2 protein-coding genes are annotated in these 1976 nt (G+C 44.2%); both read right to left on the bottom strand.

Annotated features, from left to right (window positions below; all coding sequences use genetic code 11):
- Positions 1-217 precede the first annotated feature (217 nt).
- The gene (locus ACO0LF_RS31200; protein WP_423021260.1) at positions 218-475 is read right to left on the bottom strand and encodes a hypothetical protein; all 258 of its coding nucleotides are present in this window, start codon (positions 473-475) and stop codon (positions 218-220) included.
- Positions 475-1976 (bottom strand): hypothetical protein (locus ACO0LF_RS31195; protein WP_423021258.1); only part of this gene is annotated, 1502 nt, incomplete at its 5' end. The genes ACO0LF_RS31200 and ACO0LF_RS31195, both read right to left, overlap by 1 nt.

The raw sequence follows: 1976 nt of genomic DNA, 5'->3' as shown, positions 1-1976 counted from the left end.
CCTGAGCAAATATTTCGCTCAAATTTTAATCAGGCGAACAAAATAAATTGCTCGCACTGATTAAAAAATAGTCATATTAATGCTCTATTGAACAAAAATCCTCACCAGTTTTTGCAAAAATTGCTGACCTGGTGAAGCGAGTTGGCTTTACTGAACGATGAACAGGGCAGCAGCAACCATTTTCTGTAAAAATACCGATCTAATGAAGGGATTTGGTTTACTTACTTTCCGATTTCCTAATCATATCTTTTATGAAATCCCTCATATTTTTTGATGCCCGTTCTGGCTCAGAATAAATCAAAAAATGTTTTTGATCATTTGGACATTCGACTCCGTGCAGCGGCATTTCATCAGTCCAATTTTTGGGGATCGGGTCTAATACAGCTAAACACTTTGGGCAAAGAAGCCGTTCCTTATTACGAATAAGAGAAAGTATTTCTACTGCTGACATCCCAGTTAAATCTATTACGCTCATTATTTCCCTCCAAACGGATTTTTTCCCTGCGGAAGATGTTTGTAGTTTTCTTGCGTTTGCCTCCATAACTCTTGCCTCTCGGTAAGAGTAGGTCTAATCGAAAACTCGCCAAGTCTAGGGTTACGCGAAGCCTCGAATATGAATTCATTTTTGTATGCCATATATTCCTCGTATTGAGTTCCAAGCTTTGCCCCATTAAACCAACGCTTTTGATGAGTCGCTTCGTGTACGATAGCTGATGCCACATCCTCCGCGGATCTCATCTTTAGCATATTAACGGTAACTGTATTCGTAAGTCCTTCGAATAAGGCTGCATCACCCATAAATCGATCATTCACAAATCGCACATCAGTGCCTTGATCAAGGAGACGTTGATATGATCGAGCAGCAATTGGATTCTCTGCAATAACTGCCCCAGATTTTGCTCCAATAATCCTGTCGACCTCATTCAAAGATGGCTCAAAAGATATTTTAGCTGCGCTATTTCCACCACCCTCACCACGAATTTTTGCTCCCCCGATCTTCGCACCAGCATACATCATACCCAGATTAAAAATCTCACCACCTACACCGTCATAATCACGTCTGTACATAGAGTCAATTAACCCAATGCCTGGCGCCGATTTGGCGACGCCATAAACGAAGTCACCCATTGTCTCCATAGCACCGCGACGCACAAACGAACGCACAATACCGTTTTGTACGTGATATGGGCGAATATCCCCCATGACTCCACGGTCAGGCCCAAAAATCGCCTGCTTTGAATAACCGTACGCATCTTGTATCAGTGTGCCTGTACCTTGCACTAAATTGGCTGGAATTTTTACAAAATTATAAGCGGCCTTAGAAGCACCATTGATCGTCTGACCGACTGGATTAAATGTCAAAAATCCTTCCCATTTAGACATTGAATAAGCTCTGCTATTGTCTTGGGCAATCTTGGCTTGATGAGCAGCTTCCAGTTCCTCATCATATTGCGCCATTTCTTCCAGCGACATTTTCCTGTGACTGATTGGCACAGTTTGCATACCTGGTTGATACAGCGTCGTATCGTTGCCCTCTACTAATGTGCCATTTGCTCCAGCACCAGTATCTCGATTCAACGGATCACTTAAACCATAACCAAGCTTACCTCCCGTCCTTGACCACTCCTGTCCCATGGGCGTGTCGATGAAGTCATCCATATTTTGGTTGCTTAGCGACATCCATGAACGACCATCCGCTGCAGGAATATCTTGAACGGATGCACCATTGCCATCACTTGGGGAACTGACACTGCTACGCAAATTGAAATCAACGGTCTGTCCAGGTTGATACAAACTAAATGGGTTGTTTTCAGCGCTGGTATTTTTCGCAGCCAAACTCTCGCCCAGTGCATTGCCAAACGCATCCACAGCCACCCGGCCAATCTGTATCTTGCCCCCGTTCACCAGACTCGTTGCCACTCCCGACGCAAAGCCTTTCAGGCTTCGCTGGGTAATATCTTGCCATCGACTGTCCA

It is taken from the genome of Undibacterium sp. Di27W (genome assembly GCF_049340345.1).
In the GTDB taxonomy this organism is placed as follows: domain Bacteria; phylum Pseudomonadota; class Gammaproteobacteria; order Burkholderiales; family Burkholderiaceae_D; genus Undibacterium.
This window is presented reverse-complemented; position numbering and strand designations above follow the sequence as displayed.